The sequence below is a fragment of the Pseudomonas synxantha BG33R genome, assembly GCF_000263715.2.
Taxonomy (GTDB): Bacteria; Pseudomonadota; Gammaproteobacteria; order Pseudomonadales; family Pseudomonadaceae; genus Aquipseudomonas; species Aquipseudomonas synxantha_A.
In genome coordinates this window covers 6147875-6174309 of record NZ_CM001514.1, presented here as the reverse complement: position 1 = coordinate 6174309, position 26435 = coordinate 6147875, and the positions used below count along the sequence as shown (strand labels likewise).

The following is a 26435-nucleotide window of genomic DNA, read 5'->3' as shown; positions in this document are numbered from 1 at the left end:
GGAACCGAATCCAATGTGGGAGCTGGCTTGCCTGCGATAGCAATTGAACATTCAACATTGATGTTGACTGATACACCGCTATCGCAGGCAAGCCAGCTCCCACATTTTGACCGTGTCCCGTCAGGTCAATCTGCGTCGCTGAAGTCGTAGTGCAATTCATTATCCCGACTGCTGATCCGCACCCCCGCCAGCGCCTTGCCTTCCAACATGCGCGTGAGGAACTCACGGCTCATGTCCGGCAGCAGGCTGTTGGTGAGGATAGTGTCGATCATGCGCCCGCCGCTTTCGGTTTCAGTGCAGCGCGAGACGATCAAATCGACCACCGCATCGTCGTAGTCAAAGGCGACTTTGTGGGTGTTCTCCACGCGCTTCTTGATGCGGTTCAGTTGCAGGCGCGTGATCGCCTTGAGCATCTCGTCGCTCAGCGGGTAGTAGGGAATGGTCACCAAACGCCCCAGCAGCGCCGGTGGGAAAATCTCCAGCAACGGCTGGCGCAGGGCCTTGGCGATTTCTTCCGGCTCGGGAATGTTCGCCGGGTCTTTGCAGACGTGGGAGATCAGCTCGGTACCGGCGTTGGTAGTCAGCAGGATCAGGGTGTTCTTGAAGTCGATCACTCGGCCTTCGCCGTCTTCCATCACGCCCTTGTCGAACACCTGGAAGAAGATCTCATGCACGTCCGGGTGAGCTTTCTCTACCTCATCCAGCAGCACCACGCTGTAGGGTTTTCGCCGCACCGCTTCGGTCAGCACGCCGCCTTCGCCGTAGCCGATATAGCCCGGTGGCGCGCCCTTGAGGGTGGACACGGTGTGGGCTTCCTGGAACTCGCTCATGTTGATGGTGATGACGTTCTGCTCGCCGCCGTACATGGCTTCGGCCAGTGCCAGGGCGGTTTCGGTCTTGCCCACACCCGAGGTGCCGGCCAGCATGAACACGCCAATCGGCTTGCTCGGGTTGTCGAGGCCGGCGCGGGAAGTCTGGATGCGCTTGGCGATCATCTGCAGGGCGTGGTCCTGGCCGATGATGCGTTTTTTCAGGTGCTGGTCGAGGTTGAGCACGGTCTCCAGTTCGTTGCGCGCCATGCGGCCCACCGGGATGCCGGTCCAGTCGGCGACCACCGAGGCCACGGCCTGGTAATCCACGGTCGGCAGGATCAGCGGGGTTTCGCCTTGCAGGGCGGTGAGGCGTTGTTGCAGGTCGATCAGTTGCGTGCGGAGTTCATCGCTGCCGCTGTCTACTACGCCGGCCTTTTCGCGCAAGGTGGCACGGGTGGCGAGCAGTTCATCCACCAGGGCTTTCTCTTCGGCCCAACGGTTTTCCAGGGTCGCCAGGCGCTCGCGCTCGGTGCTCAACAGGGCTTCGCTGTTGCTCTGGCGCGTACCAATGGCAATGCCGATGGCCTGTTCGCGGGCGATGATTTGCAGCTCGGTTTCCAGCGCTTCGATGCGGCGACGGCTGTCGTCCACTTCGGCGGGCACTGCGTGCAGGCTGATGGCGACACGGGCGCAGGCGGTGTCCAGCAGGCTCACGGACTTGTCCGGCAACTGGCGCGCCGGGATGTAGCGGTGCGACAGCTTGACCGAGGCTTCCAGGGCTTCATCGAGGATCTGCACCTGGTGGTGTTTTTCCATGGTCGAGGCCACGCCGCGCATCATCAGCAGCGCCTTGTCTTCCGACGGCTCGGCAACCTGTACCACCTGGAAACGGCGGGTCAGCGCCGGGTCTTTCTCGATGTGTTTCTTGTACTCGGCCCAGGTCGTCGCGGCCACGGTGCGCAAGGTGCCACGGGCGAGAGCGGGCTTGAGCAGGTTGGCCGCGTCACCCGTACCGGCGGCACCGCCGGCGCCCACCAGCGTATGGGCTTCGTCGATAAACAGGATGATCGGCTTGGGCGAAGACTGCACATCTTCAATGACCTGGCGCAGGCGCTGTTCGAACTCGCCCTTCATGCTGGCGCCGGCTTGCAGCAGGCCCACGTCGAGGCTGCGCAGTTCCACGTCTTTCAAGGCGGGCGGCACATCACCGGCGACGATGCGCAGGGCGAAACCTTCGACCACGGCGGTCTTGCCCACTCCGGCCTCACCGGTGAGGATCGGGTTGTTCTGGCGCCGACGCATGAGGATGTCTACCAGTTGGCGAATCTCTTCGTCACGGCCGACGATAGGGTCGAGCTTGCCGCTGCGGGCCTGTTCGGTCAGGTCAACGGTGAAGCGCTTGAGCGCTTCCTGCTTGCCCATCGCACTCGGCGCCATCGCACCGCTGGCTTCACCCGGCACTGCTCCAGCATTGAAACCATCGCTGGCGCTCAAGGCATTTTCCGGCGAGTCACCGACGTATTCGTCAAAGCGCTCGCTCAAGGCTTCGGCCTTGACTTTGTCGAATTCGGCGGACAAGCCCAGCAGCGCGTGGCGCAGGCTCGGCGTTTTCAGAATGCCCAGCACCAGGTAACCGGTGCGCACCTGGCTTTCGCCAAACATCAGGCTGCCGTACACCCAGCCACGTTCCACCGCTTCCTCCACGTGGGAGGACAGGTCGGTGATGGAGGTCGACCCGCGTGGCAGGCGGTCCAGGGCCTCGGTAAGGTCACGGGCCAGGCGCGCCGGTTCTAGGTTGAACTGGCGGATGATGCGGTGCAGGTCCGAGTCCTGCAATTGCAGCAACTGGTGAAACCAGTGGGCCAGCTCCACATACGGATTGCCCCGCAACTTGCAGAACACGGTGGCGGCTTCGATGGCCTTGTAGGCCACGCTGTTGAGTTTGCCGAACAGTGCGGCGCGACTGATTTCACCCATGCTCTGGATTCCTTGAGGTGGTGGCGTGGTCGGCGTAATGCCGGGCCAGGATTAGGTCGTTGGCGTCATGCGCAGGTTGGCCGAGCCAGGTATTGAAACCCAGGCGGAACTGGCCGTTGAGTTGCAGTGCCGGAACTTCGGGTTGTTGCAAAACCAGGTTCAGGTCCCAGTCCAGTTCATGGCCCAGGTACTCGGCCACCCAGGCCACCAGTTCGTTGAACGGTTGATGACCAGGCAGCATCCCCATGTAGTCGTCCAGCTTGAGTGGGCCCAGGCGAATGCGGAATTTATGCTGGCGGTCCCACACAAAGCGGCCCAGGCAAAAATCCACGCCCAACTGGTTGGCGCTCACACCGACGCGGCTGCGCTCGGGCAATTCCAGCCATTGGCCGACGTATTCCTCGATCGCTACCGGCAGGCCGAAATACTCGCCAAGGATCGCCTTCAAGCCATCCGGGTAGCGGGTTTGCGCCGACAGGTGGCCGCTGTAGTGCAGCTTGGCGGTATCCGGGATAAGGCCCTGATTCTGCAGGCTTGGCATACCGCGGCCACTGAGGGCGGCGAGGCGTGCGGACCAGTAGTCATCGTCCGGCCGGTCGTGGCTGACCGTCGGACGCGCCTCGGCCCAGGCTCGGTAGAACAGCGTCAGCAAGCGATGGTGGAACACATCCAGGAACTGCTTGCTGGTGCTGTCGGCGTTATTGCGCTGACGCTCGCGCACGTACTCGGTGATATGCAGCGGCAGTGGGCCGTTGGGGCCGCCGAGGCCGAAGAAGAACTGCTCCAGCCGCGCCGGCTTGCCGTCGCCGCCGGGGTCGACCGACGCCAGCGTGGCCGGCGCGAAGGTGCAATCGGCCTGTTGCCCGAGGCGCAACGGGTCATCCGACAGGCGCAGGGAATGGCCCAGGCGCGGCAGGTCCGGCGATTCGCACTCGATACGCCGCAGCGCCTGGAAGAAGTCATATTCCCAGGGCTCCTGATGCATCGCATCCAGGGTACTCACAGGGTCGGACGCCGTCCGGGCTTGGCTTTCCATCGCATGATCTCGCCGCGTTCGGTGGTACGGATCACCGTCTCGGTAAAACTGTTGATCGACACATAGCGTGCCAGGAAGCGCTCCAACACCGCACCGAGCAGGAACACACCGGTGCCGCGAAACGCGTTTTCATCGAATTGCAGGGTGATTTCCAGGCCCCGGCCAAACACGATCGGCCCGGGCATCGGCAGGCGCCGGGTCACCGCCTTGCTGCTGACTTCGCGCAAGCCTTCGATCTGCAATTGCAGAGCGGCGTCGTTACTGTCGCCGTACAGGCGCAATAACTCACGCAGGGCGCCGGCACCCTGGCCCTGTTCGCTCAAAGACAGGTAATTGAGCGACAGCTGGCTGATCAGGCGCCAGGCCTTGGCATCGTGGGCATGGCTGGCGCGTGGGCGGCTGGGACCTGCGACGCAACGCACTGAAAGCACCGGAGCGCTGTCGGCCAGGGTGAAATCGGTCTTGTCGTTGCCCACGCTCATGAACAGCGGCAAGTCACGGTTGGTGCACAGCGCCGTGACGCCCAACTGGCGCAAATCATGGCCGTAGGGCGCCTGGCGGCTGTCCACCAGGCTGACGAAGGTTTCGCTGCCCACGTAGGTGGAGCGCGGGCCGTTGCGGCGCTGGTCGCTGGACAGCACGCGTGGCTCGCGGCGCACCGTGTAGTAAGCCTGGTCACGGCCATAACGCGACGGATCACGCACCGCATAGAAGGGTAAAAACGGCTGCTCCGGCCCGGTGCCGTGGCCGGTGATGCCGCTCAACGAGTGAATCTCGAAATCCATCGGCCGCGTGCGGTCGGCGATCACGTGGTGTTCGTTGACCCGGTCAGACAAGTGGATGCGGTCCACGCGTTTTGGGAACAGGTTGATCGCGGGGGTGCAGAAGGGCAAAAACTGCGCTGCGCCAACGCTGCCTTCCAGGCTCGGTTCGTGGCGGTCGAACAGCACAATCAGTTCCAGCTCCTGGCCGTCGCAACGCTTGACCGCCCGGCCCAGTTCGGCAAACTCGACGAACAGGAAGCGGTGGGGCAGGGCGAAGTATTCCTGCAACAGCCGGTAGCCCTGGAACGCCCGCGCCACTACCGGCATCGCCGCGTCGGCATCGTCAAACCCGCGGGAGCGCAACGCGTCTTGGGGCAAACGCTCAACCCAATCGCCGCCGGGTTGGCGTGCAAACACCGCGCAGGCATTGCCCAGCAGTTGTTCGTAGAGGCGGAATGGTTGCTCATCGGCGCCGCTGAGGTACAGCGGCAGGTTATCCAGCTCAAGGCTGCTGAACGGCAATTCGGCACCGGTGCGCAGGGTCAGGCGCAAACCCGCCTTGGCTTTCGGCTCGCTGGCGGCCAGGCGACCGAGCACGGCGGCGGGGTTGCCGAAGTATTCGGCGGCGCTGACCTGCAACGGCCACAGCGTTACTGGATGTGCGGTGCGGTACTCACAGCAGGTCTGGGTTTCGCGGCCCAGGGCGGCGCGCAGTACCGTGTCGCGGGGCAGGGGGAAACCGCTGGCCAGAGAGCCTTCATCCGGGTCGGTCTGCAACTGCACCACGGTCATCGACGGGGTGGGCGCCAGGTAGTGCGGGTAGGCGATTTCCAGCAGGTTGTGGGTGAAGGTCGGGTACTCGGCGTCGAGCTTGAGCTGCACCCGGGCCGTGAGGTAGGCAAAGCCTTCAAGCAAGCGTTCGACGTAGGGGTCGGCGCAGTCCATGCCGGACAGGGTCAGCCGACTGGCGATCTTCGGGTATTCCTTGGCGAACTCGGCGGCGCTTTCGCGCACGTGGTGCAGTTCCTGGTTGTACAGCTCCAGCAGGCGCGGATTCATGGGCGTCTCCGCTGGTCGGCATTGACCACGCGTACATGGCCCGACTCCAGGTCGAGGTCGGTTTGCAGCAGCAGGCGCAACGGCACTGGCTGTGCCCACAGGTCGCCTTCGATCTCGAAACTCAGGGCGTTGTGGTTCATCTCGCCATGGCCGACACGGGCTTTGACCCGCAGGGTGTGGCGCAGGATGCGTGGCTCGAAGGTGGCGATGGCCTGGTAGATCAGGGCTTCCAGGGCCTTGATGTCGACACTGGAAACGCTGTTGCCCGCCAGTGCCGGCAGGCCGTAATTGACCACCGAGGTACCGGCCGGGGTGTGCAGCGTCGCATCGGCATCAAGCAACGAGGTGGTGTTGAGCAGCCACGCCAGGTCACGCAGTACCGAGGCTTTCAATTGGGTCAGGGATAGCACGCGTTTGTCGGCGCTTTCCTTGGGATTGGTCGGGTCGTCGTCGGTCAGCCGGTCCAGCAGGGACGGTTGCAGACGGTCGCGGGAAGCGATTTCAGTTACCACCAAAGCAGCTCCACGGACGGGTTGCGAGAGGGACAAGATGCCTGTGGCCGTGGCGCGGGGTCACGGCCACAGGGGCTATCAGCGCTTGGTGTTGGAACGGATGTTCCAGCCAAACTTGATCGCGCCGCCGTCTTTGGTGCCGTCGGCTTTCTGCGGCTGGTAGTCGACCATCACTTGGGCGAAGTTCAGGGTCACGTTCTCGGTCAGGCGATCATCGGTGCCCGAGCCGCCGGTGCTCAGGGACGTGACCAGCACTTCTTCCAGGTTGATCACCATGTACTCGACCTGGCTTTCGCCACCGGCCTTGCGCACGGTCAGCTTGACCTTGTCGATGTGCTTGCCGCTGGCGCAGTGCATCATCAGGTTGGGCGAAGCCTTGTCGACGTACTTGGTCAGCGACAGGTCCTGGATATTCACCTTGCCCGCGCCGCCGCCACCGCCAACATGCATGTTGCCGGACTGGGCCATGCCCCAGCTCCAGTTCAATACGTCGATTTCGTCCTTGTGGGCCTTGTCCATGGACTCGCCCTTGATGTCGCCGATCTTGATGAAAATATCAACAGCCATGTTTTCTCCCCGTGTGGACTCAGCCACTGTATTTGTTAACGCCGCCGACCCCTGTAGGAGCGAGCTTGCTCGCGAAGGTCGTCAACGGCGACGCGGGCATCCTGGATGAACGCAGCGCCTGCAAGTTTTTCGCGAGCAAGCTCGCTCCTACGGGGAGCGAGCCAGTCCCGATTTTTAAGCGCTTTTTGCCGAAGGCAGCTTCGATACCAAACGCAACGACACCGTCAGCCCTTCAAGCTGGTAGTGCGGGCGCAGGTAGAACTTGGAGTTGTAGTACCCCGGGTTGCCTTCGACTTCTTCCACGATCACTTCGGCAGCCGCCAACGGGTGCTGGGCCTTGGTGGTTTCGGTGGAGTGCGCAGGGTCGCCGTCGACGTAGTTGAGGATCCAGTCCTGCAACCAGCGCTGCATCTCGTCCTTCTCTTTGAAGGAGCCGACCTTGTCGCGCACGATGCACTTCAAGTAGTGGGCGAAACGGCAGGTGGCGAACAGGTACGGCAGACGTGCGGCCAGGTTGGCGTTGGCGGTGGCGTCCGGATCGTCGTATTCAGCCGGCTTCTGCAACGACTGGGCGCCGATGAACGCGGCGAAGTCGGTGTTTTTCTTGTGCAGCAGCGGCATGAAACCGTTCTTCGCCAGTTCCGCTTCACGGCGGTCGCTGATAGCGATTTCGGTCGGGCACTTCATGTCCACGCCACCGTCATCGGTAGGGAACGTGTGGGCCGGCAGGTTTTCCACTTCACCGCCAGACTCGATACCACGGATACGCGAGCACCAGCCGTAGTGCTTGAACGAGCGGTTGATGTTCACCGCCATCGCGTAGGCGGCGTTGGCCCAGGTGTACTTGGAGCTGTCGGCGCCGTCGGTGTTTTCTTCGAAGGCAAAGGCTTCCACCGGGTCGGTCTTGGCGCCATATGGCAGGCGCGCCAGGAAGCGCGGCATGGTCAGGCCGATGTAGCGCGAGTCTTCCGATTCACGCAGCGAACGCCAGCCGGCGTATTCCGGGGTGGTGAAAATCTTGGTCAGGTCGCGTGGGTTCGACAGTTCCTGCCAGGAGCCCATGCCCATTACGGTGGGCGATGCGGCCGCGATGAACGGCGAGTGCATGGCGGCGCAGACTTTCGACAGCTCGCCCAGCAGTTCCACGTCGGGTGGCGACTGGTCGAAGTAGTAATCGCCTACCAGGCAACCGTAAGGCTCGCCGCCGAACTGGCCGTATTCTTCTTCGTACATCTTCTTGAAGATCGGGCTCTGGTCCCACGCGGTGCCCTTGAATTTCTTCAAGGTCTTGTGCAGCTCCGGCTTGGAAATGTTGAGCACGCGAATCTTCAGTTGCTCGTCGCTCTCGGTGTTGTTGACCAGGTAGTGCAGGCCACGCCAGGCGCTTTCCAACTGTTGGAAATCCTGGTGGTGGATGATCTGGTTAACCTGGGCGGTGAGCTTGGCGTCGATGGCGGCGATGATCGATTCGATCGACTTGATCGCGTCGTTGGACACCAGGTCGGTTTGCGCCAGGGCTTGTTCGGCCAGGGTGCGCACCGCGGTTTCCACGGCTTCGCGGGCACGCTCGGTCTTGGGTTTGAATTCTTGCAGCAGCAGGTTGGCGAACTCGCTGGCTTCTTCGGTAGCACCCAGGATCTGGCTGCCTTCGCGGGCGGTATTGTCAGTCATGATTACTGCTCCCCTGCAGGCTTGGGCGCGCTGGCAAGTGCCTGAAGCAGTGCCGGGTCCTTGATCGCCTTCATGATGATTTCTTCAGCGCCGGTCTTGCCGTCCATGTAGGTCAGCAGGTTGGCCAACTGAGTGCGGGCTTCGAGCAACTGGTTCAGCGAGTCAACCTTGCGCGCTACGGCGGCCGGGCTGAAGTCGTCCATGCTTTCGAAGGTGATATCCAGGCTCAGGTTGCCTTCGCCGGTCAGCTCGTTGGGTACGTGGAACGCCACGCGTGGCTGCATGGCCTTGAGGCGTGAGTCGAAGTTGTCGACGTCCACTTCAAGGAACTTGCGGTCGGCCACGGGTGCCAGCGGCTCGGCGGGCTTGCCGGCGAGGTCGGCCATCACACCCATTACGAAGGGCAGCTGGACCTTTTTCTCGGCGCCGTAGAGCTCGACGTCGTACTCGATCTGCACTCGAGGCGCACGGTTGCGCGCGATGAATTTCTGAGAACTTTGCTTCGCCACGTTGCTGCTCCTGGTCGCTTGAGCGACGGTGTTGTTACTGCACGGTCCGGCGGCTTACTCGCTGTCCGGGCCGCGCAGGTTTTCAAATTGGGACATGCCGTCGGGAATCAGATTGCGCACAATGGCCGCGAAGTCGGCGTGCACCAGATTTTTCGCTCGGTTCAACAACACCGGCAGCGGGCTCGAAGGCTCGTGCCGAGTGTAGTACGCAAGGATTTTGTCGAGGCTGCGCAGCACATCATCGCGAGTAGCGATGTCGCCCGTCGGGCGAGGGGCTGCGGGCGCAGCGGCGAAATCGACCGAGGGGGCATTGTCTTCACTGACGGCCTCGGGTTCGCTGCTGCTGTCGGTGCCAGGCACCGCTTGATTGAGTATTTGCAGGGCCTGTTTGAGCGGTTGCTTCAAGGCGCTGAGGTCCACGCCCTGGGCGGAGCCGACCTGGTCATTGACCTGTTGCTCGATGGCTTCGCAGGCCGTACGCGCTGCGATCAACGCGTCGCGGGTGGCTTGCAGCAGCTCGGGGTCGCTGTCGAGGAATGCTGCGTTGAGCTGCTGGTTGCCCAGCTGCTCGTCGGCAAAATTCTGCAGGCCGCTGGCATTGAGCGCGGCGCGCAGGCTTACGGGCCCGAAGGTGCGTGAGCGTGTCAGGATGCTTTCGCGCAACAGGCGAATATTGGTGTCGCAGGTCAGGCCGGTCAGGGCGTTGATGCGCACGGTGGGGTCGTTGTCGTCGTCGGCATCCAGGCGTGGATGCACGTCGGCCCAGTATTCGCGCAGCAAGGCGTTGATCAGGCCAAGGACTTCAGCCAGCCCGGCCACGCCCTGCAAGGCGAGGGAGCTTTGCAGCAGGAAATGAGTGATGCGCAGGTCTTTGCTGCGCTGCAACAAGTCGAGGCTCTGCTGCTGGATGCTGCGCCACTCCGGCGGCTCGGCGGGCAGGATCGAGTCGCCCATGCTGCGTTCGGGCTGGCCCTTGGCATCACGTTCCAATTGCAGAAATTGCGCGTCATATTCCATGTCTTCGCCACAGGGCGAAGTTGCAGAAACGGCGGTGAGCAGCAACGGCACATCCACTGAATTCGATCTCCTTATCAGCCCGCTGGAAGGCGGGCAACGCATGCATTAGTTGCGCAATGAACTGTGCATGTTTTCTTGGTCATACAATCAGAGTGCCACTACTGCGCCATCACTGATGTTCAAGAAGTTGTGCATTTTTGGTGTAGTACTTATGCCTTGTCAAGGTAAGCTATTCGCCCTCTGTGACAGATGTGCGGTGTTTAACAACCTGCGCGACTGGCGGGTCGAAAGGCGTGCCCATGGAGGATTTTTGTCATGCAAGCCAGTTAAGATCAGCGATCATGCTGGTAAAAGCAGATTTTGGCGGTCGTTTTCGCGACCGCGGGCAAATCTTCAGGGAAGCGTGGCCCTTTGGGTAGACCGCGCGCGATGCATCAGCAAGGAGGCAAGATGTCGCTGTGTTTGACTATCACTAGTTATCACAAGATTACCCCAGGGCAATGCGCTGAAAAGTCCATGGATCAGGGCAGGATAGCTATTGGTCGCAGTTCGGATAATGACTGGGTATTGCCTGATCCTGAGCGTCTCGTCTCCTCCCAGCATTGCGTTATTCAATACAAAGATGGCCGTTATTACTTAACCGATAACAGCACCAATGGTGTGGAGTTGGTCAAGGCCGGTATTCGTATGCGCCGGGGTAACAGCGAGCCGCTGCAAGATGGCGAGTTGATCCGCATCGGCGATTACGAAATCCAGGCGCGCATCGACTTCAACGTGCAAGCCGTCGACAGCCAGCCGTTTGCCGGTGAGTCGCCAAACAGCTTCGAAGCGCTGATGGGCGCTGTGGTGAGTCCGCCTGCGCCTACGCCGATGATCGCGCCGCAATTCCACGGCGCCTCGTCGATGGAGACCCTGCCAGACCTGTTCGACTTCCTCAGCCCCACCGCCGTGCCGCCGCCCACCGTGGCGGACCATGTGCCATCCGAACAACACGATTTCCGCCCGCCGGCTCCGGTTGCTGTACCGCTAGTGGAGAAACCGGTGGTGCAAGGCGCTGTCATTCCTGAAGACTGGGACCTGTTTGGCGACGCGCCTGCGCCCGCGCCGGTCGCCAATGCCGCGCCTGCCCCGGCGCCGATTGCCCCAGCACCGATTGCTCCGCCGCCCGTGGTCGAGCCGGTTGCGCTCACCGTGGCCGACGCTGCGCAACCTACCGACCTGTTGCAAGCCTTCCTGCGTGGTGCCGGTCTCGACCAGTTGCGCCTGGACCAGGCCGACGCCAGCGCCCAGATGGAAAGCATCGGCCGCAGCTACCGGCTGATGGTCGAGGGCCTGATCGACGTATTGCGCGCCCGGGCTAGCCTCAAGGGCGAGTTCCGTATGCAGCAGACGATGATCCGCCCCGCCGAAAACAACCCGTTGAAATTCGCCCCGAATGCCGACGAAGCGTTACTGCTGCTGCTTCGTCATGGCAACCAGGCGTTTATGGCGCCGGACATCGCGGTACGGGACAGTTTCGACGATTTGCGCGCCCACCAGTTGGCCGTGATGGCCGGCGTGGAGGCGGCGATCAAACACCTGCTCACGCGCTTTGAACCGGCGCAGTTGGAGGAACGCATGGGCAAGCCCGGTGGCCTTTCGAGCATTTTCAACGGCTCGCGCCAGGCCCAGTACTGGCAGCAGTTTACCGAGCTCTACAGCAACATTTCGCGCGAGGCCCAGGAGGATTTCCAGGACCTGTTCGGTCGCGAATTCAGCCGGGCCTACGAAGAGCATAGCGCACGACAGCGAAGCTAAAGCGCGTCGCACTTATGGATAAAACGGATAGCTAAACACGTCATTGAGGACGCAGGATGATTCCCAGGTTTTTACTCGCAGCTGCTACCGCGCTGCTGCTGACCGCGTGTGCAAACGATGCGGCCAAACCCGAAGCGGCTGCCGACACGCAAGCCAACAGCGCCGCCGTCGAGTTGCATTTCCACGCGATCGCCGGGCTTAACCCCGGCGCCAATGGCCAGGCTGCGCCGGTGCGGGTGCGTATTTTCGAACTGAAAAACGCCGCGACCTTTTCCCGCTCCGATTACTTCGCCCTGGCTGACCGTGCGCAATCCACCCTCGGCCTCGACCTGCTGGACCAGGATGAAGTGGTGGTGCAACCCGGCCAGCAACTGAGCATTCAGCGTGACCTCAACCCGGCCACGCGCCAGATCGGCGTGCTGGTGGGCTATCGCGAATTGGACCGCGCGCAATGGCGCGCCGTGATCAACGTAGCGCCGCGCCAATCCAGCGAATACCAGATCAGCCTCGATGTGCGTGCCGTGCGCGCCGACGTCGTGGTTTCCCCCTCCAGCCCAGCCCAATAACAAGCAATCGGAGCCCCCATGTCCTGGAACAATCGCGTGGTCTGGTCGGAAGGCATGTTCATCGCAACGCAGCACTTCCAGCAGCATGACCGTTACCTGGAAAACCTGATCGACGCGCGCAGCCGTCCGTTGTCGGCAGGGGCCTGGGGTTTTTCCGAGTTGCTGATCGACCAGGGCCTGCTGGCCCAGGGCAAGCTGGCGATCGTATCGGCCCGCGGCCTGTTGCCCGATGGCACTCCCTTCAATATCCCCCAGGATGACCTGGCGCCGAGTCCGTTGAGTATCGACGACAACCTGCGCGACGGCTTGGTGTACCTGGCCCTGCCGCTCAAGCGTGCCGGTGCGCGTGACACGGTTGAGGAAGGCGAAGCCCTGGAAGCTGCGCGTTATGTCAGCCAGGTGCGTGAAGTGCGTGACGACAACGCGCCGTTCGAAAACCGCGCCCCGGTGGCCGTGGGATCGCGGGCATTGCGCCTGCTGACGGCGCAGGACGGCATCAGCGACTATGCCGCGATTGGCCTGGTACGCATCAAGGAAAAACGCGCCGACCGTGCGCTGGTGCTCGACGACACCTACATCCCGCCGGTGCTGAATGTGACCGCAAGCAAACCGCTGACTGCGTTTCGTAGTGAACTGCTCGGCCTGCTGCACCAGCGTGGCGAAGCCCTGGCGGGGCGCGTGGTGGCCTCCGGCGCTGGCGGCGCTTCGGAGATTGCCGACTTCATGCTGCTGCAGCTGGTCAATCGCGCCCAGCCGCTGATCCAGCATTTGAGCCAGTTGAGCCCGCTGCACCCGGAGCGCTTCTTCAGCGAACTGGTGAGCCTGGCCGGTGAGTTTTCGACCTTCTCCACTTCAGGTCGCCGCCCTCAGGAATACCCGCAATACCAGCACGATGACCTGGCGCTGAGCTTCACTCCGGTGATGGCGGCCCTGCGTGAAGCGCTGTCGATGCTGATCGACAGCAAGGCCACGCCGATCCCGATTGTGGAGAAGGCCTACGGTATCCACGTGGCGATGCTGGCCGACAAAACCCTGCTCGACAACGCCAGTTTCATCCTCGTGGTGCGTGCCGATGTGCCCGGCGAAACCCTGCGCGCACGCTTCGGCCAGCAGAGCAAAGTCGGTTCGGTGGAGCACATTCGCGACATGGTCAACCTGCAACTGCCAGGCATTGGCTTGCTGCCGTTACCGGTGGCGCCGCGCCAATTGCCGTACCACGCCGGTAGTACCTACTACGAGCTGGACCGAGGCAGCGAGCACTGGCAGCAGTTGAGCAATTCCGGCGGCTTTGCCTTCCACATCGCCGGGCAGTTCCCGGGCTTGAACCTGGCCTTCTGGGCGATCCGAGGATAATCCGCGATGCATCCCAATGACGATGACCGCACCCAGTTCATGCCGCGCCCGGGTGGCCGAGCGCCGGAGCCTGCACGCGCAGAACCGGCGCCGCTGTCGATGCCGGCTGCGCCGATCCTCACTGGCAAGAGCCACGGCCTGAACCCGCTGGAAAGCGCCGCCGGCCCTTTACTGGCGTTGCTGACGCGGCTGCGCAACACCATCGCCCACCCGGCGCCAGCCAGCCTGCGGGCGCAGTTGTTGGCCTATCTGCGCCAGTTCGAAGAACGCGCCGAAGCGGCTGGTGTGGCGCGCAACGAAGTGCTGCTGGCCCGTTACGCGCTGTGCACCGCCCTGGATGAAGCGGTGTTGAGCACGCCGTGGGGCAGCACCAGTGATTGGGGCAAGCAAAGCCTGCTGATCACCGTGCACAACGAAGCCTGGGGCGGTGAAAAGGTCTTCCAGTTGCTCGACCACTGCCTGCAAAGCCCACGGGAACGCCTGTACCTGTTGGAGCTGTTGTACCTGTGCATGTGCCTGGGTTTCGAAGGCCGCTACCGCGTGATGACCGACGGTCGCAGCCAATTGGAAGCCTTGCGCGAGCGCACCGCCGCAGCGATTCGCAGTGCCCGTGGCGAACACGAGCGTGAGCTGTCGCCGCACTGGCGCGGCGTGACCGTGGCCCGTGATCGCCTGGCGCAATTCATGCCGCCGTGGATCGCTGTGGCGATTGGTCTAGCGCTATTGCTGGCGTTGTTGTTTGGCCTGCGCATGAAACTGGCCTCGGACGCCGAGCCGGTGTTCAAGAATATCCATGCCCTGGGCGAGATCCCGGTGCAGGCCATCGACCGTCCGGTGGCGCAGCCAAAAGTGATCGAGCGGCCGCGCCTGGCCGGCTTCCTGGCCGAAGACATCAAGGCCGGTCGCGTGGCCGTGGAAGACAAGGTTGACCGTTCGGTGGTGACCATTCGTGGCGATGAGCTGTTCGCCTCCGCCAGCTCCAGCATTGTCGATGCTTACCAGCCGCTGATGCTGCGCATCGCTGATGCCATTCGCAAGGTCAAGGGCCAGGTGCGTGTCACCGGCCATAGCGACAACCGCCCGATCGCCACGCTGCGCTTCCCGTCGAACTGGGCGCTGTCCGAAGCCCGGGCCAAGTCGGTACTGGAGATCCTCGCGGCCAAGACCGGCCAGGCTGATCGCTTCAGCGCCGAAGGCCGTAGCGACACCGAGCCGCTGGCGAGCAACGGGACTGCCGAAGGCCGTGCCCGCAATCGTCGGGTTGAAATCACCGTACTGGCGGAGGGCGTCGAGTGAAGGCGTTTTTCAGTTTCATGATTCGCTGGGTAATCCCCGTTCTGGGCCTGATTGCCCTGAGCCTGATCATCTGGTTTGTCGGGCCGTTGCTCGACGTGTTGATGCCCGAGGGGCGACGTTGGGCGCTGATCATTCTGGTATTTGCGCTGTGGCTCGCCTACCGCGTGTTCCGTATCATCCAGGCCCGCCGCCAGGCCGCCGAGGTGATGCGCAGCCTGGCCGCCGAAACCCCTGCTGATCCCAACAGTGTTGCCACTGCCGAAGAGTTGTCGACCTTGCGCCAGCGCATGGATGAAGCCCTGACGCTGCTGAAAAAAGCCAAGCTCGGCGGTGACGAACGCCGCAACCTTTACGAGCTGCCGTGGTACGTGATCATTGGCCCGCCGGGTTCGGGCAAGACCACCGCACTGGTCAATTCCGGGCTGCATTTTCCGCTGGCGGCGCAGTTGGGCGCCGGTGCCGTGCGCGGCGTCGGTGGTACGCGTAACTGCGACTGGTGGTTTACCGATCAGGCCGTTTTGCTCGATACCGCGGGCCGCTACACCACCCAGGACAGCAACTCGACGGTGGATAAAGCCGCGTGGCTGGGCTTTCTTGACCTGCTGAAAAAGCAACGTTCGCGCCGACCCATCGATGGTGCGTTTATCGCCATCAGCCTGTCGGATTTGCTGCTGGGCACAGACGCCGAGCGCGCCGCCCATGCCGCCGCGATTCGTCTGCGTATCCAGGAGCTGTACACCCAGTTGGGCGTGCGTTTCCCCATCTACCTGATGCTCACCAAGCTCGACCTGGTGCCGGGCTTCATGGAGTTCTTCGACAACCTGAGCAAGGAAGAGCGCGCCCAGGTGTGGGGCATGACCTTCGCCCTGGACGACGGCAAGCACAGCGACAGCCCGTTGGCGCACCTGCAAAGCGAATTCGCCGGGCTGGAGCAGCGCCTCAACGAACGCCTGGTCGAGCGCCTGCAACAGGAACGCGACCCGGCGCGCCGCGACCTGATCTACGGTTTCCCGCAGCAGTTCGGCGCGTTGAAGGACTGTCTGCAAAGCTTCCTTGAAGGTGTGTTCAAGCCCAACGCCTTTGAAGAGCGCGTGTTGCTGCGTGGTGTGTATTTCACCAGCGGCACCCAGGAAGGCAGCCCGATTGACCGCCTGATCGGCGCCATGGCCCAGAGCATGAACCTGGACCGCCAGCACCTGGCGCGTCAGAGCGGCACCGGGCGCAGTTACTTCATCGAAAAACTCTTCACCGCTGTGGCCTTTGCCGAGCGTGGTTTGGTGGGTGTGAACCCAAAGGTCGAACGGCGCCGCAAGTGGATTGCACGTGGTGTGCTGGCGGCCACCGTTGCGCTGGTCGTGGTGGTCAGCAGCCTGTGGTGGGTGAGTTATCGCGCCAACCAGGCGTATATCGCCCAGGTCGATCAGAAAGTTGCGCCCCTGGGCCAGACCGTGCAGAACCTGAGCCCGGCACAACGCGAAGTGCTCGCGGTGCTACCACTGCTGAACGCGGTGAAGAACCTCGCGGGGGATTCGCCGAGCTGGTCCGAAGGGCTGGGGCTGTATCAGGGCGATATGCTTGAAGCCGAATCCGCCAGTGTCTACCGCAAGCTGTTGATCGCCGTGTTCGCGCCACGTTTGGTGACGCGCATTGAAGAGCAACTGCACGGCGGCGGTAACTCCGACTTCCTCTACGAGGGTCTCAAGGCCTACCTGATGCTCGCCGACAGCGAGCATTACGACCCGGACTTTATCAAGGCCTGGATCGCCCTGGACTGGGACCGCAACCTGCCCCGCGACCTGCCGGCCGATCAGCGTCAGGCGCTGGCCGGGCACTTGCAGGCGCTGTTCGAACGGCACCCGCCGAGCGCTCGCCTGGACCCACGCCTGATCGATGACCTGCGACGCCAGTTGCAGCAACTGCCGGTGGCCCAGCGCGTGTATGACCGGGTCAAGCGCCAGAAACTGCCCGAAGGCATCCCGGACTTTCGCCTCAACGAAGCCGCCGGGCGTGACGCCGCGCTGGTGTTCAGCCGCAAGAGCGGCAAGCCGTTGGGTGAGCCGTTGAGTGGCTTCTTCACTGCCAAGGGCTATCGTCAGGCGTTCTTGCTGAGCAGCCTGAACCAGACCGGCACCCTGGCCGAGGAACAATGGGTGCTGGGCCACGAACAGGCCGATCAGCAGAACGTGGTGAGCCTGGCCGCGGATGTGCGTCGCTTGTACTTCCAGGACTACCAGCGTCAGTGGGATGCACTGCTTGCCGACATCGACTTTGTGCCGATCACCAGCGTGGCCCAGGCCGCCGACGTGCTGCGGGTGATTTCCGGCCCGACCTCGCCGCTGAAAAAGCTGCTGGTGGCGGTCGCCAGGGAAACTGACCTGCAAGCCGAAGAGCGCCAGTTGGCGGCCAAGGGTGTACCGGTGGAAGGTGGCGTCGACAAGCTCAAGGAGCGCCTTGGCAGCTTGCTTGGCCAGGAGCAACCGACGGCGAATGCCCCGGCAGCGTCGGAGGATCCGGTGACCGCGCACTTTGCCGAACTCAACAGCATCGTCAGCAAAAACGAAGGCGAACCGGCGGCCATCGACGGCCTGCTGTCGGACATGAATGCGCTGTATGTGCAGGTCAGCGCCATGGTCGGCGCCAGCGGTGATGCACTGCTCGGCGAGGCCAAGAACCAGGCGGCGGCTGCGGCCACGCGGGTCAGCCTGAATGCCGAGCGGCAGCCGCCGCTGGTGCAGGGCATGGTCAAGTCGGTGGTCAATTCCACCACCAACAGCATGATGGGCGGGGTACGCAACCAACTGAACGCGGCCTGGGTCAGCGAAGTGGTCAACGTGTATCGCCAGTCGTTGGCCGGTCGCTACCCGATGTCGCCGGGCAGTGCGCGGGACGCCACCCTGGATGACTTCGGCCAGTTCTTCGGCGTGGGCGGGGTGATGGATAACTACTTCCGCAAATACTTGCAGCCCTATGTGGATACATCGGCACAGACCTGGCGCTGGCAACCGGGCGCGGCGCAGAAGCTGGGGATTGCCCCGGGCGTGCTGCAAACCTTCCAGCGGGCGGCGACAATTCGCGATGCGTTCTTCAGGTCCGGGGGCACCCAGCCTATCGTGCGTTTCGAGCTCAAGCCGGTGTCGATGGACCCGACCATCACCCAGTTTCTGCTTGATCTGGATGGCCAGCAGTTGAGCTACGACCACGGCCCGAGCCGCCCGGTGGCGATGCAATGGCCGAACCCTGGCAGCATCGGCGTGGTGCGTATTTCCATCATGCCGCCGTCGGCCAGTGGTCGCTCCGGTATCACGCTGGACGGCCCGTGGGCCTGGTTCCGTCTGCTGGAGCAATCGGATCTCACCGCGGGCAATTCGCCGGACCGCTTCAACCTGCGCCTGCGGGTCGATGGTGCGAGCATCGCCTACGAGCTGCGCGCCAACAGTGCCTTCAACCCGTTCAGAAGCCGCGTGCTCAGCGGTTTCAGCCTGCCGGAGCGGCTATGACGACTGTGGGTTTCTACGGCAAGTTGGCCAGTCGCGGGGATTTTGTCAGCCGCGCCTTGCCCCAGAGTTTTATCGGCCCGTGGGACAGCTGGCTGGCGGCGGGTTTGCTCGCCAGCCAGAACAGCCTGGGCGGTGACTGGCTCAACGTGTACCTGGTCAGCCCGTTGTGGCGCTTTGTACTGGCGCCGGGCGTATGCGGGCCCGATGCCGCGGCGGGCGTGGTGATGCCGAGCATTGATCGGGTCGGGCGGTATTTTCCGCTGGCCGTGGTCACCTTGCTGGATCACGACACCAACCCCGCCTCCCTGGTGGGCGGGCCGGACACCTGGTTCGAGCAGGCCGAAGAGCTGTTGCTCAGCACCCTGGACAGTGGCGCTACCTTCGAAAGCTTCAACGCGGGGATCGACGCCCTGGGCTTTCCGGCGAGTGAGCCGCGTGCGGTCGACAGCCGTTTCGCCGGCCTGCAGCGCGTGGCCGCTACGGTGCCCCATCAGCGCATGACCGCACTGGCCGAACAGGCGTGCGAGGGCGCGAGCCTGTGGTGGGGCCGTGGTTCGCAACGTATTTCACCTGGTTTATTACGGTGCCAGGGCTTGCCTGCCGCCGATGATTTTGCGCAGTTTTTGCTCGGACAAGAAGGTGTGGTGTAGATGGGCGCGACGTACAAATCCGCGAGCAAAAGCCATGTGGGCATGGTTCGCCAAGTCAACGAAGATGCCTTTCTGGACCTGCCGGAAAACCGCCTGTGGGTGGTGGCCGATGGCATGGGCGGGCACGCCGCGGGGGACTATGTCAGCAGCTTGATCGTCGACAGCCTGCGCCATGTGCCGCTGGGCCGCTCCCTCGACGAATACACCGCGGCGCTGCGCAATGACCTGCTGCGCATCAACACCGCTGTACGCGAAGAAACCGCCAACCGTGGCGTGACCATGATGGGCAGTACGGTGGTGGTATTCGCCGCCCGCGGCTTGCGCGGTGTGTGCCTGTGGGCCGGCGACAGTCGCTTGTATCGCCTGCGTGACGGCGTGCTGGAAAGCATCTCCCGCGACCACAGCTACGTGCAGGACCTGCAAGACAGCGGCTTGCTCAGCGAAGCTGACGCCCGCACTCATCCGCGCTCCAATATCGTCACCCGCGCTGTCGGCGTGGAAGCGCAACTGGACGTGGCGTCGGTCGAACTGTTGATTGCTCCCGGCGACAGCTACCTGTTGTGCAGCGACGGCCTGAACAAGACCGTCGAAGACCGCGAAATCCGCGACGTGCTCAGCCATGACGCACCGGATGAAATCGTGCGCAGCCTGGTGCACCTGGGGCTCAATCGCGGCGCACCGGACAACATCACCACCCTCGTCGTGAAGGTTTCGTCATGAACATTGTCATTCCAGGTTATGACATCGAAGGCGAGATCGGCGAAGGCGCCATGGCCAGCGTGTACCTGGCGACCCAGCGTTCGCTGGAGCGCAAGGTAGCGTTGAAGGTGATGGCCGCGGCGCTGGCGGCCGATCCGAGTTTCTGCGAGCGCTTCCTGCGTGAGGGCAAGACCCTGGCGCGCCTTTCGCACCCGCACACGGTGACTATCCATGACATCGGCAACGTCGGTGAGCTGTATTACATGGCCATGGAATACCTGCCCAACGGCACGCTCAAGGAGCGCATCGCTGCCGGCCTGACGCCGGAGCAGGGGGTGACGCTGATCCGTCAGATCGCCTCGGCGCTGGGTTATGCCCATGCCCAGGGCTTGGTGCACCGCGACGTCAAACCGGCGAATATTCTGTTCCGCGCCGATGGCACCGCAGTACTTTCCGACTTTGGTATCGCCAAGTCGCTGGACGACCGCACCCAATTCACCCAGGCCGGGTTTGCCGTGGGTACACCCAGCTACATGAGCCCCGAGCAGGCGCGGGGCCAGGAGATCGACGGGCGCGCCGATCTCTACGCACTCGGTGTGGTGCTGTATGAAATCCTCGTCGGCAAGCTGCCCTATAGCGGCACCGATGCGCTTTCCACTGCGCTGGCGCACCTGACTGAGCCGTTGCCGGAATTGCCTGTGCATCACGGGCGTTACCAGGGTGTGCTGCGCAAGTTGTTGGCCAAAGACCCGGCGCAGCGTTATCCGGATGCGGCAGCGTTGTTGTTGGCGCTGGATCAACTGCCGGCGGATGAATCGGACGCCACGCTGGTACGGCCGCTGCCGATTCCATTGAGCTTTGATCTGGCAGGCATGACCCCCGTCACCATCGACATTCCGACTGATAAACCGCAGCCGCAGCCAATAGTGCGCCAACCGGTGGTAACGCCGACCCAGCACAGTGCCCCCTCCGAGCAGCACCGTGGTCCGGTATTGGCCTTGGCCGCCGTGGCGGTCGCCGTCGCGTTGGCCATTGGTGGCGCCAGCTACTGGTGGTTGAGTGGCAGCGATGAACCGGCTCAGCCGCCAGCCGCCGTGGTGCCCACGGTGACGCCACCGGTGGCTGTCGCTGCAGTGGATGGCGGTCAACGCCCGTTGCTGATGGCGGGCAAGAAGACCCTGTTCCAGCGCGTACTCAGCAAGCCCGGCGCCCAGCTTTCAGCAGACGCGGGCAGCACGCCGGGTAAGGCGTTGCCGGCGTTTTCCGTGCTCTACGTGTACCAGCGCAAGGAAGTGGATGGCAGCCCGTGGGTACGCGTGGGCGCCGCCACCGATGGGCGCAGCGACGGTTGGTTGCCGGCCGCCCAGGTCAGCGACTGGAAACAAAGCCTGGTGCTCAAGTTCACCGAGCGCTCGGGGCGTGCGCCCGTGATGTTCCTGCGCCAATCCGGCGAGGTGGAGAAACTGTTGGCCGATCCTGCTGCCGCGAAAAGCGTGCTGACCAAGGCGCAGAACAACCCTGAGGACAACCAGCAAGTCCTGGCCCTTGAGCCGACAGCCAGCGCGGTGCCGCAAAACCAGTTCTACCTGTTGCCGATTTTCGACTCAAAAGAGAGCTTCGACGAAAACGGCCAGCCGGTGCAGTTGCTCAACGTGGCCTCCATCGACCCAGGCCGCAGCGCGGCTGCCACACCGGCAACCCCGACGCTCAGCGCCAATGCCGATGCATTCCGCACCGCCGTGGTGCTGGTGGTGGATACCACGGTGTCGATGCAGCCCTACATCGACCAGATCCGCGACGTGGTACACGAGCTGCAAACCCGTATCGCCGAGCGCGGCGAACTGGACAGCGTCAGCTTCGGCCTGGTCGGCTTTCGCAGCAGCATCAAGAAAACCCCTGGCCTTGAGTACGTCGCCAAGACCCTGATCAGCCTCGACCAGGGGCGCGATCCGCAGCGCTTCCTCGATATGGCGCGCCAGGTCAAAGCCTCAACCGTCTCCAGCCATTCCTTCAACGAAGATGCGTTTGCCGGGGTGATGCAGGCGGTGGATGGCATGGACTGGTCGGGCTATGGCGGGCGCATCATCCTGCTGGTCACCGACGCGGGTGCGCTGCGCAAGAACGACCCGTTCGCCGCTACCCAGATGAACGAAGCCGAAGTGCGACAGGCCGCACTCGGCAAGCAGATCAAGATCTACGCGCTGCACCTGCGCACCGATGTCGGCAAGAAAACCCACGCCGGTGCCGAGAGCCAGTACCGCATCCTCACCGCCGACGCCAACCCGCAGATCGGCGACCTGTACACGCCAGTGCCGGGAGGCGATGTGCGCAAGCTGGGTGAGCGCGTCGATGAGATCGGTACAGTGTTCGCCGACCTGGTGCATCAGGTGCGCAACAACACGCCGCAACCGGTGCCGCTGCTCGGTTCGGCGCCAAGTCTGGCGGACAAATCCACCGCGGTCGGTTATGCCATGCACATGGACTTCCTCGGGCGCAAAACCGCCAGCCAGGCGCCGCAACTGGTCAGCGCCTGGACCGCCGACCGCGACCTGACCAACCCGGCACTGCCAGCGTTCCAGGTGTGCGTGATGCTGACCAAGCTGCAACTCAATGACCTGCAACAGTCGCTGAAGTTGATCGTGGATGCGGCGCGCAAAACCCAAAGCTCGCCCAAGGATTTCTTCCAGGAAATCGCCAGCGCCTCGGCCTACATGAGCCGGGACCCCCAAGCCCTGCGCAAGGGCGGTAACCTGGCCGACGGTGGTCTGCTCGGTGAATACCTGGAGGGCCTGCCGTACCGCAGCAAGTCGCTGAACATGACCCAGGATTTGTGGTTGTCGTTGAGCGTGGCCGAGCAGGAAGACTTTATCGACGAGCTGGATTCGAAAATCCGCCTGTATGAAACCTTCCATAACGACGTGGCCAACTGGGTCCGTTTCGGCGACGCCGAACCGGGTGATGCGTTGTACCGCGTGCCGCTGTCGACGCTGCCGTAATGTTGAACCTGAGCGCAGTGCACAAGAGCCGGGGCGTTGGTAGCCAGCGCTACAGCCTGGTGATTCCGGCGTTGCACCTGCAAGCGGGCGAACAACTGGCGATTGTCGGCCCCAGTGGTTGCGGCAAAAGCACGTTGCTGGATCTGCTGGCGCTGGTGTTGGCGCCGGATCAGGTCGGGCAGTTTGCGTTCAACCAGCAGGACATCGGCGCGCTGTGGCGTGCCGACCGGCAATCCGCCTTGGCCGCGTTGCGCAGCCAGCACTTGGGCTATGTGCCGCAAACCGGTGGGCTGCTGGGATTTCTGGATGTGCGCGGAAATATCACGTTGTCCCGGCAATTGCTGGGCTTGAAGGACGACGGCAGCGTGGCGCGTCTGGCCGAGCAGTTGCAGGTCAGCGATCAGTTGGCCAAGCGCCCGGCGGCGTTGTCGGTGGGCCAGCGCCAGCGCGTGAGTTGTGCCCGCGCCCTGGCCCATGCGCCGCAACTGGTGCTGGCGGATGAGCCGACCGCTTCCCTCGACCCGTTCAACGCCGAGCGGGTGATGCAGGCGCTGCTGGCCCGGGCCCGTGAACAGCGGGCGGCCTGTGTGATCGCCACCCATGACGAACCCCTGGCCCGCGCCAGTGGCTTGCAGGTGCGGCGTATCGGTTGCCGTCGCGATGCTGACGGCGGCGTCACCGCAACCCTCGGGGAGGCGTGCTGATGCGCATCGGTCTGCTTGCCTCACTCGCCTGGCAGGACTATCGCAACGACGGTTGGCTGTCGGCCTGTTCGGTGCTGGCGCTGGTAGCGGTTATCGCGCCATTGCTGGTGTTATTCGGCCTGAAATTTGGACTGGTTAGCAGTTTGACCGAACGCTTGGAGACCGATCCGGCTACCCGTGAAATTATCCCGTTAGGCGGTGGCCGATTCAGCGCAGCGTTTATCGAGCAGTTGGGGCAGCGCAGCGATGTGGCGTTTGCTTTGCCGCGCACACGGCAGATTGCGGCAACGGCCCAAGTGGGCGCGCTGACCCTGGAAATGTTGCCAACCGCAGCGGGTGATCCGTTGTTGGCAGGCTTACCGATGCCTCACGGTTTGGATCAGATTGTGCTCAGCCATACCGCTGCCGAAAAGCTTGCAGCAAGGCCCGGAGACTGGCTGGAAACCAGCTTTGCGCGGCAAGTGGCGGGGCGCGTCGAGGCCCAGCGCACGCGGTTGCAAGTGCTGGCGGTGTTGCCGTTGGAAGCCTTTGCCCGTGATGGACTGTTGACTGATTTAGCGCTGCTGGAAGCGGCGGAAGATTATCGCGATGGCCGTGCGGTGCCGGCGTTGCATTGGGACGGCGAGGTGGCGGGCGTGAGCGAACAGCGTATCTATCCGGCGTTTCGCCTGTATGCGCGCAGCCTCAGTGATGTGGAACCGCTGCGGGTGTATTTCGCCGGGCAGAACCTGCTGGTGTCGACCCAGGCGCACACTATCGCCCAGGTGCAGTCGTTGAGCCGCAACCTGTCGATTGTGTTCTGGATCATCGCCGGGTTGGCCCTGGCCGGAGCCTTTGCGGCGATTTTTGCCGGCGCGTTGGCGGCGGTCGCGCGCAAGCGCCGGGAATTGTCAGTGTTGCGCCTGCTTGGGTTTTCCACCGGCGCGCTGTTGCTGTTTGTGCTGTTGCAGGCGCTGTACAGCGCCGGTTTTGCGGGCTTGCTCAGTGTCGGGCTTTATGGCCTGGCCGAAGCGGGTTTGAATCAACTCTTCGTGCAGGTGCCGGGCGAGTACGCCAGCCATCTGTTGGCGCGTCACTACGGCCTGGCCCTGGCTGCCGTGCTCGGCGTCAGCGCCGTGGCGGCGGCCTGTGGGGGGTGGCGGGTGGCGCGTATCCAGGCTTCTGAAGGAATCAGAGATGTATAAGTTACTGGGCGCCTGCGTGGCGCTGAGCCTGGCCTCGCTGGCCTGGGCGGATGAGGCAAGCGACAAGCTCGACAATCCCAAACCGTTGCCGGACGACGTGAGCCTGCCGCTGCCGTGCGAAGGCAACATGGTGTTCCGCTACGCCTACGTGCTGGCCCAGGGCACCCTGGATGACCGCGAAGTCAGCCTCGGCTACCCCTTTGCCGAAGGCGAGGCCGGTTACCAGCAGTCGTTTATTTCCGGTTACCGCCGCGACTTCATCAACGGCCAGTTCACCCTCAAGGACTTGCCCAAGGCCTGGAACAAGGTCATCGCGCCGCTGATGCCAAAGACCGACGCCAAGACCCCACTCAAGCCGATGCTGTACTTCATCGGCAAGTACGAAGTGACCGCACGCCAATACGCCCAGGTGATGGGCCAGGCGCAATCCCTGGCCAGCGGTGAACCGGCACCGGCGTGTGACGCGCCCACCGGCATGGCCGGGCGGTTGCCCAAGGTGAAGCTGTCGCGTTTTGAAGCCGAGCGTTTTTCGGCGGTGTACAGCGCCTGGCTGATGAAATACCACCGCGAGTTGTTGCCGGTGAGCGGGCGTGGTGCCTCGGCCGAAGACGGCGGCCTGGGCTTTGTGCGCCTGCCTACCGAGGTTGAGTGGGAGTACGCCGCACGCGGCGGCCAGGCGGTGAGTCGCCAGGACCTGGAAGGCCGCTTGTATCCACGGCGCGCCGAGGGCAGCGAAAGCGATGGCCCGCTGGCTGATTACGCGGTGTTCAACCAGGTCGCTGGCGGCACCGGTCAGGCGGCACGGCTGATGCCCATCGGCACCAAATTGCCCAACCCCATCGGCCTGTTCGACGTGATCGGCAACGCTGCGGAAATGGTCCAGGAATCGTTCCAGCTGGTACATGCCGGCCGACGCCAGGGCACCTATGGCGGCTTTGTGGTCAAGGGCGGCAATTACCTGGAAGGCGAGGGCACCTTGTTCACCGGTATGCGCCGCGAATACCCATTGTTTGCGGCCGATGGCACTGAGCAAAGCAACGAGACCACCGGCTTTCGCGTGGCGATTGGCGCACTGTCGGCACCGCGCTCGCGTTACAAGGAATTGTTTGCCCAATGGCAGAAGGAAGGGCGCCTGGCCTCATTGACTGACGCCATCGACGACGCCCAGGACCCGACCAAGCGCCTGGACAGCATCATCGCCGCCAGCGTCGACCCCAAGCTGCAAGCCGAGCTGGGCCTGGTCAACGAAGAGCTCAAGCGCAACGTTTCGCTGATCGCCCAGCAGCGCGAAGAGGCCGCGGGCAACCTGATCCAGTCGGCGGCGTTGGTGGCCGAGACCATCAGCAACTACAACATTCGCCTGGCCAACCTGCAGAAGAGTCGCCAGCAGGCCGTGGACAGCAAGGACGAAGCCAGCGCGCAGCTGTTCGCCACCGCCATTGCCAATGGACGCAGCGCTCTGGACGGCGCGGTGGCGATTTATATCGACAACCTGGCCACCGGCACGCGCTACACCGATGCGGTGATCCAGGCGCAGTTTCAACGGGTCAAGGAAGAGTTGGATCGCAAGCCAGTGCTCGGCAAGAGCCTGGTGACGCGCGCAACACTGTTCGTTCGCCATGTCGGCAACTACCGCAAGCAACAGCGGGCCGACCCGGCAACGATCTTGAAGGAATTGCTCGCAGCGAGCGGTCAGCGGTCTTGATCGTTGGCTGTCTAGCGAGCTTGGAAGGGACTCAGGCGGCGGTGGGCCGTGCTGGGCAAGTCAA

The 26435-nt window shown here is 63.3% G+C and carries 19 protein-coding genes; 11 read left to right on the top strand and 8 right to left on the bottom strand.

Going from position 1 to position 26435, the window contains the following annotated elements:
* Positions 1–125 precede the first annotated feature (125 nt).
* The 8 genes from tssH to tssA form a co-directional block, all read right to left on the bottom strand.
* Positions 126–2789 (bottom strand): type VI secretion system ATPase TssH, encoded by a 2664-nt coding sequence (gene tssH / locus PSEBG33_RS00525; RefSeq protein ID WP_005792516.1) that lies wholly within the window; start codon positions 2787–2789, stop codon positions 126–128.
* Entirely contained in the window at positions 2782–3825 is a 1044-nt protein-coding gene (gene tssG, locus PSEBG33_RS00530; RefSeq protein ID WP_005792515.1) for a type VI secretion system baseplate subunit TssG, read from the bottom strand. Before tssG ends, tssH begins: the two co-directional genes overlap by 8 nt.
* Entirely contained in the window at positions 3789–5648 is a 1860-nt protein-coding gene (tssF, locus tag PSEBG33_RS00535) for a type VI secretion system baseplate subunit TssF (RefSeq protein WP_005792514.1), read from the bottom strand. Before tssF ends, tssG begins: the two co-directional genes overlap by 37 nt.
* Positions 5645–6160 carry a type VI secretion system baseplate subunit TssE gene (gene tssE / locus PSEBG33_RS00540; RefSeq protein WP_005792513.1) on the bottom strand — a complete coding sequence of 172 codons (516 nt, stop codon included), beginning with the start codon at positions 6158–6160 and terminating at the stop codon, positions 5645–5647. Before tssE ends, tssF begins: the two co-directional genes overlap by 4 nt.
* 78 nt (positions 6161–6238) lie before the next feature.
* Positions 6239–6727: an Hcp family type VI secretion system effector gene (locus PSEBG33_RS00545; protein ID WP_005792512.1), complete on the bottom strand. Its 489-nt coding sequence runs from the start codon at positions 6725–6727 to the stop codon at positions 6239–6241.
* Between the two features lie 174 nt (positions 6728–6901).
* Positions 6902–8398 carry a type VI secretion system contractile sheath large subunit gene (tssC, locus tag PSEBG33_RS00550; protein WP_005792511.1) on the bottom strand — a complete coding sequence of 499 codons (1497 nt, stop codon included), beginning with the start codon at positions 8396–8398 and terminating at the stop codon, positions 6902–6904.
* Between the two features lie 2 nt (positions 8399–8400).
* Positions 8401–8907, bottom strand: a complete 507-nt coding sequence (gene tssB / locus PSEBG33_RS00555; RefSeq protein ID WP_003195557.1) for a type VI secretion system contractile sheath small subunit — start codon at positions 8905–8907, stop codon at positions 8401–8403.
* Positions 8908–8961: 54 nt separating this feature from the next.
* Positions 8962–9981, bottom strand: a complete 1020-nt coding sequence (tssA, locus tag PSEBG33_RS00560; RefSeq protein ID WP_005792510.1) for a type VI secretion system protein TssA — start codon at positions 9979–9981, stop codon at positions 8962–8964.
* A 393-nt stretch (positions 9982–10374) separates the two neighbouring features.
* Here tssA and tagH point away from each other — a divergent pair, with 393 nt between their 5' ends.
* The 11 genes from tagH to PSEBG33_RS00615 are packed head-to-tail and all read left to right on the top strand — an operon-like array spanning position 10375 to position 26371.
* A complete protein-coding gene (tagH, locus tag PSEBG33_RS00565; protein WP_005792509.1) occupies positions 10375–11721 on the top strand; it encodes a type VI secretion system-associated FHA domain protein TagH in 1347 nt (448 codons plus the stop codon).
* A gap of 56 nt (positions 11722–11777) precedes the next feature.
* Positions 11778–12287 carry a type VI secretion system lipoprotein TssJ gene (tssJ, locus tag PSEBG33_RS00570; RefSeq protein WP_005792508.1) on the top strand — a complete coding sequence of 170 codons (510 nt, stop codon included), beginning with the start codon at positions 11778–11780 and terminating at the stop codon, positions 12285–12287.
* A gap of 18 nt (positions 12288–12305) precedes the next feature.
* Positions 12306–13640, top strand: a complete 1335-nt coding sequence (tssK, locus tag PSEBG33_RS00575) for a type VI secretion system baseplate subunit TssK (protein WP_005792507.1) — start codon at positions 12306–12308, stop codon at positions 13638–13640.
* 6 nt (positions 13641–13646) lie between these two features.
* A complete protein-coding gene (locus tag PSEBG33_RS00580; RefSeq protein ID WP_005792506.1) occupies positions 13647–14936 on the top strand; it encodes a DotU family type VI secretion system protein in 1290 nt (429 codons plus the stop codon).
* Positions 14933–18433: a type VI secretion system membrane subunit TssM gene (tssM, locus tag PSEBG33_RS00585; RefSeq protein ID WP_005792505.1), complete on the top strand. Its 3501-nt coding sequence runs from the start codon at positions 14933–14935 to the stop codon at positions 18431–18433. The genes PSEBG33_RS00580 and tssM overlap by 4 nt, the downstream gene beginning before the upstream one ends.
* Entirely contained in the window at positions 18430–19083 is a 654-nt protein-coding gene (tagF, locus tag PSEBG33_RS00590) for a type VI secretion system-associated protein TagF (protein ID WP_005792504.1), read from the top strand. The genes tssM and tagF overlap by 4 nt, the downstream gene beginning before the upstream one ends.
* Positions 19084–19803: a PP2C family protein-serine/threonine phosphatase gene (locus tag PSEBG33_RS00595; protein ID WP_005792503.1), complete on the top strand. Its 720-nt coding sequence runs from the start codon at positions 19084–19086 to the stop codon at positions 19801–19803.
* Positions 19800–22778, top strand: a complete 2979-nt coding sequence (locus PSEBG33_RS00600) for a serine/threonine-protein kinase (RefSeq protein WP_005792502.1) — start codon at positions 19800–19802, stop codon at positions 22776–22778. Before PSEBG33_RS00595 ends, PSEBG33_RS00600 begins: the two co-directional genes overlap by 4 nt.
* Positions 22778–23482: an ABC transporter ATP-binding protein gene (locus PSEBG33_RS00605; RefSeq protein WP_005792501.1), complete on the top strand. Its 705-nt coding sequence runs from the start codon at positions 22778–22780 to the stop codon at positions 23480–23482. The genes PSEBG33_RS00600 and PSEBG33_RS00605 overlap by 1 nt, the downstream gene beginning before the upstream one ends.
* A complete protein-coding gene (locus PSEBG33_RS00610) occupies positions 23482–24666 on the top strand; it encodes a hypothetical protein (protein WP_005792500.1) in 1185 nt (394 codons plus the stop codon). The genes PSEBG33_RS00605 and PSEBG33_RS00610 overlap by 1 nt, the downstream gene beginning before the upstream one ends.
* Positions 24659–26371 (top strand): formylglycine-generating enzyme family protein, encoded by a 1713-nt coding sequence (locus tag PSEBG33_RS00615; RefSeq protein ID WP_005792499.1) that lies wholly within the window; start codon positions 24659–24661, stop codon positions 26369–26371. Before PSEBG33_RS00610 ends, PSEBG33_RS00615 begins: the two co-directional genes overlap by 8 nt.
* Positions 26372–26435: the final 64 nt, after the last annotated feature.

Bases quoted from the DNA above. Each gene is read 5' to 3' on its own strand.
- tagH (WP_005792509.1), top strand. From the start codon at position 10,375: ATGTCGCTGTGTTTGACTATCACTAGTTATCACAAGATTACCCCAGGG.
- PSEBG33_RS00545 (WP_005792512.1), bottom strand. From the start codon at position 6,727: ATGGCTGTTGATATTTTCATCAAGATCGGCGACATCAAGGGCGAGTCC.
- PSEBG33_RS00600 (WP_005792502.1), top strand. From the start codon at position 19,800: ATGAACATTGTCATTCCAGGTTATGACATCGAAGGCGAGATCGGCGAA.
- tssC (WP_005792511.1), bottom strand. From the start codon at position 8,398: ATGACTGACAATACCGCCCGCGAAGGCAGCCAGATCCTGGGTGCTACC.
- tssH (WP_005792516.1), bottom strand. From the start codon at position 2,789: ATGGGTGAAATCAGTCGCGCCGCACTGTTCGGCAAACTCAACAGCGTG.
- PSEBG33_RS00615 (WP_005792499.1), top strand. From the start codon at position 24,659: ATGTATAAGTTACTGGGCGCCTGCGTGGCGCTGAGCCTGGCCTCGCTG.
- PSEBG33_RS00580 (WP_005792506.1), top strand. From the start codon at position 13,647: ATGCATCCCAATGACGATGACCGCACCCAGTTCATGCCGCGCCCGGGT.
- tagF (WP_005792504.1), top strand. From the start codon at position 18,430: ATGACGACTGTGGGTTTCTACGGCAAGTTGGCCAGTCGCGGGGATTTT.
- tssG (WP_005792515.1), bottom strand. From the start codon at position 3,825: ATGGAAAGCCAAGCCCGGACGGCGTCCGACCCTGTGAGTACCCTGGAT.
- PSEBG33_RS00610 (WP_005792500.1), top strand. From the start codon at position 23,482: ATGCGCATCGGTCTGCTTGCCTCACTCGCCTGGCAGGACTATCGCAAC.
- PSEBG33_RS00605 (WP_005792501.1), top strand. From the start codon at position 22,778: ATGTTGAACCTGAGCGCAGTGCACAAGAGCCGGGGCGTTGGTAGCCAG.
- tssF (WP_005792514.1), bottom strand. From the start codon at position 5,648: ATGAATCCGCGCCTGCTGGAGCTGTACAACCAGGAACTGCACCACGTG.
- PSEBG33_RS00595 (WP_005792503.1), top strand. From the start codon at position 19,084: ATGGGCGCGACGTACAAATCCGCGAGCAAAAGCCATGTGGGCATGGTT.
- tssJ (WP_005792508.1), top strand. From the start codon at position 11,778: ATGATTCCCAGGTTTTTACTCGCAGCTGCTACCGCGCTGCTGCTGACC.
- tssK (WP_005792507.1), top strand. From the start codon at position 12,306: ATGTCCTGGAACAATCGCGTGGTCTGGTCGGAAGGCATGTTCATCGCA.